5 protein-coding genes are annotated in these 6,000 nt (G+C 75.6%); 4 read left to right on the forward strand and 1 reads right to left on the reverse strand.

From position 1 onward, the window contains the following. Positions 1–73: 73 nt before the first annotated feature. On the reverse strand, positions 74–466 hold the full coding sequence (gene dhaM / locus ACFQRF_RS25915) for a dihydroxyacetone kinase phosphoryl donor subunit DhaM (RefSeq protein ID WP_379873861.1): 393 nt from the start codon (positions 464–466) through the stop codon (positions 74–76). A 532-nt stretch (positions 467–998) separates the two neighbouring features. On the opposite strand from dhaM, the gene ACFQRF_RS25920 reads away from it, so the two are divergent. From ACFQRF_RS25920 to dhaL, 4 genes are all read left to right on the forward strand, one after another. After that, complete coding sequence (locus ACFQRF_RS25920; RefSeq protein WP_379873862.1) at positions 999–2,180, forward strand: hypothetical protein; 1,182 nt, start codon at positions 999–1,001, stop codon at positions 2,178–2,180. Further along, the gene (locus ACFQRF_RS25925) at positions 2,177–3,862 is read left to right on the forward strand and encodes a substrate-binding domain-containing protein (protein ID WP_379873864.1); all 1,686 of its coding nucleotides are present in this window, start codon (positions 2,177–2,179) and stop codon (positions 3,860–3,862) included. Before ACFQRF_RS25920 ends, ACFQRF_RS25925 begins: the two co-directional genes overlap by 4 nt. Before the next feature lie 214 nt (positions 3,863–4,076). After that, on the forward strand, positions 4,077–5,075 hold the full coding sequence (gene dhaK, locus ACFQRF_RS25930; protein ID WP_379873865.1) for a dihydroxyacetone kinase subunit DhaK: 999 nt from the start codon (positions 4,077–4,079) through the stop codon (positions 5,073–5,075). Between the two features lie 469 nt (positions 5,076–5,544). Continuing rightward, a partial coding sequence (dhaL, locus tag ACFQRF_RS25935) for a dihydroxyacetone kinase subunit DhaL (protein WP_379873867.1) occupies positions 5,545–6,000 on the forward strand: 456 nt, incomplete at its 3' end.

Consider the following 6,000-nt stretch of genomic DNA (forward strand, 5'->3'; position numbering starts at 1 on the left):
CGGAACGCCCGGAACAAACCAGCAGGTCAGCGGGCGATTCACACCCGCTTCGGGCGCGTGCCGGACCGGCGGCTCAGAACTTGTCGGCGCCTCGCGCCGCGTGGGCGGCGGCGACGACCTCGGCCAGCCCGGCCCCCGCGGACGCGGTCATGGCCGCCGCGACCGCGCCCTCCACGAACGGAGCGTCCACGAGCACGGCCTGCGGCCGGTCGAGGTCGGCCAGCACCGTGCGCGCGGTGAGCACGGCGCTGCCGAGGTCGGGGATGACCACGACCCCGGCGCCGCCGTCGGCCCGCCGCACGGCCGCGGCGACGAGATCGTGGCTGGTGCCGATCCCACCGTCCTCGGTGCCGCCGGCGGTGGCCAGCGGGAGCGTATCGGGCACGAGCTGCGCGAGCAGATCGCGCAGCCCTTCGGCGAGTCGGTGGCTGTGGGAGACCAGGACGATGCCGACGGGCGGGTTCATGGACACCGAGGGTAGCGCCGCCGTCGGCGGAGTGACAGCGGGCGCGGCGGCACCGCCCGGCGCGCCGCTCAGCCGGACACCGCTTCGGCGACGGGGTGCCGCGCGTGCCCGGCCACGTACATCCGGACCCCGGTCCGCGACGGGCCACCACCGGCCGGCGGGTGCTCGCCGCCGTGGGGGCCGTGATCCCGCGCCGGCTCGTCAGCCGCGGCGGGCCGGGCCGACCGCGGCGGCGGATCCGCGGCGGGAACGTCGGCACACCGGCCGCCCGCTCGCGTTCGCGCGGGGACGTGGGCGGCGGCCGCGCCGGACCGGAGGCGAGGACACCGGTCCGTGACGCGCGGGTCACCAGCCGTGCCGGCCGGGAACGCCGCCGTGGCACAGGGGTCTTCCGACATCTGCCGGTAACCGCACGGCCATGTACCGGTCCGCGGACCGGCGCCTGGAGTGACGACAATCATGTCCCGGTCGCACGCCCCCGCTCCCCCGGCGGGGGGACGCCGCGCGCCGCGTTCGTGAGAGGACGGACACCGTGGCCCCACCGTTCCAGCGGCGCACGCCCGGCCGGACGACCACCCGCGTGCTCGCCCTCGTGCTCGCCGGCCTGCTGCTCGCCATCGGGGCCGTGGGCACGGTCGTGTGGCAGCGGCTCGGCACCGGCCGCACCACCGTCCACGGGGTCATCGGGTCGGAGAAGGAACCGTACTTCGAGCATCCGGACGTGGTGGCGCGGTTCGCCGAGCTCGGGTACGAGGTCGTGGTCGAGACCGCGGGATCGCGCGCCATCGCGACCTCGGCCGACCTGTCCGGCGTCGACTTCGCGTTCCCGTCCAGCACGCCGGCCGCCGAGGAGATCGCCCGGCGGTGGGACGTGGATCGCCGATACGAGCCGTTCTACTCCCCCATGGCGGTGCTGAGCCGCGCCTCCGTCGCCGAGACCCTCGCCGCGGAGGGCGTCGCCGAGCGCGCCGCGGACGGCACCTGGACCTTCGACATGGCCGGCTACCTGGAACTCACCGAGGAACGCACCCGGTGGCGGGACCTCGGCGGCCAGGAGTCCAACCGCAACGAGGTCCTCGTCCGCACCACCGACCCGCGCAGCTCCAACTCCGCCGCGATGTACCTGGTCGTCACCGGCTACCTGCTCAACGGCGAGGAGGTGGTCCAGGAGGGCGACGCCGACGGCGACATGATGGACGAGGTCGCGCGGCTTTTCCTGGCCCAGGGCGACCCGCCGCAGACCTCCCAGCAGCCCTTCGACCAGTTCGTCGCCCTCGGCGCCGGGCACACGCCGCTGCTGTGGGGGTACGAGGCGCAGTTCGTGGCCGCGAAGCTGAACATGGCGAGCTTCCCCGAGGACATCGTTCTCATGTACCCGGGCCCCACCACGATCTCCACGCACACCGTGCTGCCGCTGACCGAGGCCGGCGACGAGATCGGCCGGCTGCTCAGCGAGGATCCGGAACTGCAGCGCCTGGCCGCCCGGCACGGGTTCCGGACCAACGACCCGGACGAGTTCGCCCAGGTGGTGGCCGAGAACGACCTCCCGGTCCGCGCGCAGATCGCCGATGTCGTCAACGCGCCCGCCCACGAGGTGCTGAACGGGATGATCGCCGAGGTGGAGCGCCGCTACAGCGACTCCGGAGCGGGGCCGCCCGCGGCGGACGAGGGCGAACTTCCCGACATGCCGGAACTGGACGAGGAGGCGGCGTGACGCGTGGTGGAGGGCACCGGAACGGGACCCCGCGCACCGGCGCCGCGGGACACGGGGCGCGCGCCGCGCGGCGGCTCGCGGCCACCGCACTGGCGGGCGTGCTGGCCTGCGCCGGCTGCACGGCGCCGGGCGGCGACGCGGACCTCACCGGCCCGGGACGGGCCGGTGAGCTGCGGGTGCTGGCCGGCAGCGAGCTGGCGGACCTGGAGCCCGTCCTGGAACGGGCGGCCGAGGCCACCGGTGTCACCGTGCACATGGAGTACGCCGGGACGCTCGACGGCGTGCAGCAGATCCTCGGCGGGCAGACCGACCAGCGCTACGACGCGGTGTGGTTCGCGTCGAACCGGTACCTGAACCTGTACGCCGAGGCCCGGACCGCGCTGCGCGAGGAGACCGCCGTGATGGCCTCACCGGTGGCGCTCGGCGTGACCGAGGACGCCGCCGCCGGTCTGGGCTGGGGCGACGGCACGGAGGTCACCTGGTCCGACATCGCCGAGGCCGCCGCCGACGGCGATCTCGCGTACGGGATGAGCAGCCCGGCCGCCTCCAACTCCGGGTTCTCCGCGCTGGTCGGCGTGGCGTCCGCGCTCGCCGACACCGGGACCGCCCTGGAGACGTCCGACATCGACGAGGTCGCGCCGGAGCTGCGGGCGTTCTTCTCCGGGCAGGAGCTGACGGCCGGCTCCTCCGGCTGGCTGGCCGAGGAGTTCGCGCGGCGCTCCGCGTCCGGGGACGCCGGGCTGGCCGGCCTGGTCAACTACGAGTCGGTGCTGCTCTCGCTGAACGCCTCGGGCCGGCTCGACCGCCCCCTGACCATCGTGCGGCCCGCCGACGGAACCGTCACCGCCGACTACCCGCTCTCCCTGCTCGACTCCGCCACCGACGAGGTCGCCGAGAGCTACCGGGTGCTCGTGGACCACCTGCTGTCGGCCGAGGTGCAGCGCGAGATCCTCCAGGAGACCCACCGCCGCCCCATGAACCCGGAGGCGCTCGGCGAGGCCGGCCTGCCCTCGGTCACCGAACTGCCGTTCCCCACCCGGGCGGAGACCGTGGACCGGCTGATCGCGGCCTACTTCGACGAGATCCGCAAGCCGGCCCGGACCGTCTACGTGCTCGACGCGTCGATCTCCATGCAGGGCGAACGCATCGAGGCGCTGCGCGCGGCCATGGAGACGCTGACCGGTGGCGACGACTCGGTCTCCGGCCGGTTCCAGCGCTTCTACGGGCGTGAGCGGGTCACGCTGCTGCCCTTCGACGGCGCCGTCCGCCCGGCCGTCGACCACGAGCTGTCCGAGGAGCCGGACCCGGCGACGCTGGACGCGATCCGTTCCGAGGTCGACGCCCTGGAACTGGGAGACGGCACCGCGGCCTACGACGCGGTCGCCGAGGCGTACCGCCTGCTGGAAGCCGAGGATCGCGGCGACGCCGCCGAGAGCTTCACCTCCATCGTGCTGCTCACCGACGGCGAGGTGAACACCGGCCGGACTTTCGCCGAGCTGCGCGACGAGACGCACGCCCGCCTGCCGGCCGGGCTGCGCGACGTGCCGGTGTTCACGGTGCTGTTCGGCGAGGGCGACGCTGCGGAGATGACGGAACTCGCCGAGCTCACCGGCGGCCGGACGTTCGACGCCCGCTCGGACTCCCTCGACGCCGCGTTCCGGGAGATCCGCGGCTACCAGTGAGGCGGTGGGCGTGGCGGTCCGGGCCGCGGCGCCGCGGCCCGGCCGCGGCCGGCCGGACGCTTGACAGTGACCCAGCGCACTCCTAGCGTCCCACTCAGCGGCCGCCCGGCCCCGGCCCGCCGGGCGCCCCGGCCGGGAGCCCGCCCCCGGCGCCCGGGAGGCCCGGCGACCGGCCGGGCCGTGCGTCCGTCCGCCGAGCCCGCGGGAGTCCCGAGTGAAGAAGTTCCTCAACACCGCCGAGTCGTTCGTCGCGGACGCGCTCACGGGGCTGGCCGCCGCCCACCCGGAGCTGCGGGTCGACGCCGCGGCCCGCACCGTGGCGCGCGCCGCGGGCGCCGTGCCCGGCAAGGTCGGGGTGGTGTCGGGGGGCGGTTCGGGGCACGAGCCGCTGCACGCGGGGTTCGTCGGCGAGGGGATGCTGGACGCGGCCTGCCCGGGAGAGGTCTTCACCTCGCCGGTGCCCGGCCAGATCCTCGCCGCGGCCGCCGCGGCCGATGGCGGGGCCGGCGTGGTGTTCGTCGTGAAGAACTACACCGGCGACGTCATGAATTTCGAGCTGGCGGCCGAGCTCGCCGCGGACGAGGGCATCGCGGTGCGCACGGTGCTCGTGGACGACGATGTGGCCGTGCGCGACTCCACGCACACCGCCGGGCGGCGCGGCACCGGCGCCACCGTGTTCGTGGAGAAGCTCGCGGGCGCCGCCGCCGCACGCGGCGCCGGCCTCGACGAGGTGGCCGGCATCGGGCGGCGGGCCAACGCGGCGTCGCGGTCCTTCGCGGTCGCGCTGACCGCCTGCACCACCCCGGCGGCGGGCCGGCCGGGCTTCGACCTCCCCGCCGACGAGATCGAGGTGGGCGTCGGCATCCACGGCGAACCGGGCCGCGGCCGGGAGAAGCTGCGCCCGGCGCGCGAGATCGCCGCCGAGGCGGTGCGCGCGATCCTGGACGACCGCCCGCTGCCGCGCGGGGCGGAGACGATGGTGCTGGTCAACGGGCTCGGCGGCACCCCGCTCAGCGAGCTGTACCTCATGTACGGTGAGGTGGCCGCGGTGCTGGCCGGCCGGGGCGTCACGGTGGCCCGCAACCTCGTCGGCGACTACGTCACCAGCCTCGACATGGCCGGATGCTCCATCACGATCTGCGCGGTGGAGGAGCCGTTCCTCGACCTGTGGGACGCGCCCGTGCGGACGCCGGCCCTCCGGTGGGGCTGCTAGTGCGCCTGTTCCCGGTGCGCACCCCGCACGGCATGCCCATCACCCGGTACCCGGCCGGCCCGGAGATCGGCGCGCGGCGGATGCCGGGTGCCCTGCTCGAAGCCGAACCGCGCCTGGCCGCCACCGGACCACGGCCGCCGCTGATCGCGGACGAGGGTTTCGCCACCGAAAACTCCGAAGCGGAGCCGGCCGGGCGGGAGATCACGCTGCTGCGGGCCACGGTCGAGCGGGAAGCGCCCCGGCCGGGGGAGCACCTGCTCAAAGGGCTGCGGCGGTCGATCGATTCGGTCAACGGCACCCTCAAGGACCGGCCGGCCCCCGAGCGCCACGGGGGCGGAGGTTTGCGGGGCCTCGGTCAGAGCGCGCCGCTCACCAGGCCCCTGACGCCTACGGCCACCGACCACGGCGAAACCACTCGTCCAGGGGCGCGGCCGGGGGGCGGCCAGGGAATCCGGGGAAGGAGAGCGCGGTGGACATCGATCTCGCCTGTGCCTGGCTGCGGGCGGCGGCCACGGCGGTCGAGGTGAACCGGGACCATCTGACCCGGCTCGACTCCGCGATCGGCGACGCCGACCACGGCACGAACATGCACCGCGGCTTCACGGCGGTGCGCCACGTCCTGGACGGCTACCGGCCCGCGACGGTCGGCGACGTCCTCGTCAAGGCGGGGAACACGCTGATCTCTCGGGTCGGCGGCGCCGCGGGGCCGCTGTACGGGACGGCGCTGCGCACCGCGGGCCGCGACCTCACCGGTGCGCGTGCCGCGCCCGCGGAGCTGGCGGCCGCCCTCGACGCCGGCCTGGCCGCGGTGCGCCGCCTCGGCTCGGCCCAGGTGGGCGACAAGACCATGGTGGACGCGTTCGCCCCGGCGGTCGACGCGCTCCGCGCGTCGGCCGAGGCGGGCGGCGACCTGGCGTCCGCCGCG

Source organism: Marinactinospora rubrisoli (genome assembly GCF_042664915.1).
GTDB classification, from domain to species: Bacteria; Actinomycetota; Actinomycetes; order Streptosporangiales; family Streptosporangiaceae; genus Marinitenerispora; species Marinitenerispora rubrisoli.